A 248-nucleotide genomic window follows, 5' to 3' on the forward strand; every position below is an offset into this window, starting at 1 on the left:
CGCTGGTGGAGCGGCTCGGCCCGGTCATACAACCCCTGTTCCGCGTAGAGGATGGCGAGGTTGCCGAGCGTCTGGGCGACATCGGGGTGATTCTTGCCGAAGGCTGCCTCCCGGATGGCGAGCGCGCTGGTGGAGCGGCTCGGCCCGGTCATACAACCCCTGTTCCGCGTAGAGGATGGCGAGGTTGCCGAGCGTCTGGGCGACATCGGGGTGATTCTTGCCGAAGGCTGCCTCCCGGATGGCGAGCG

1 pseudogene is annotated in these 248 nt (G+C 67.7%); it reads right to left on the bottom strand.

Annotated elements, in window-relative coordinates:
• Window positions 1-248 (bottom strand): annotated as a pseudogene (locus D7V97_RS43960) (tetratricopeptide repeat protein); the annotation flags it as partial.

The organism is Corallococcus sp. CA053C, assembly GCF_003611675.1.
In the GTDB taxonomy this organism is placed as follows: Bacteria; Myxococcota; Myxococcia; order Myxococcales; family Myxococcaceae; genus Corallococcus.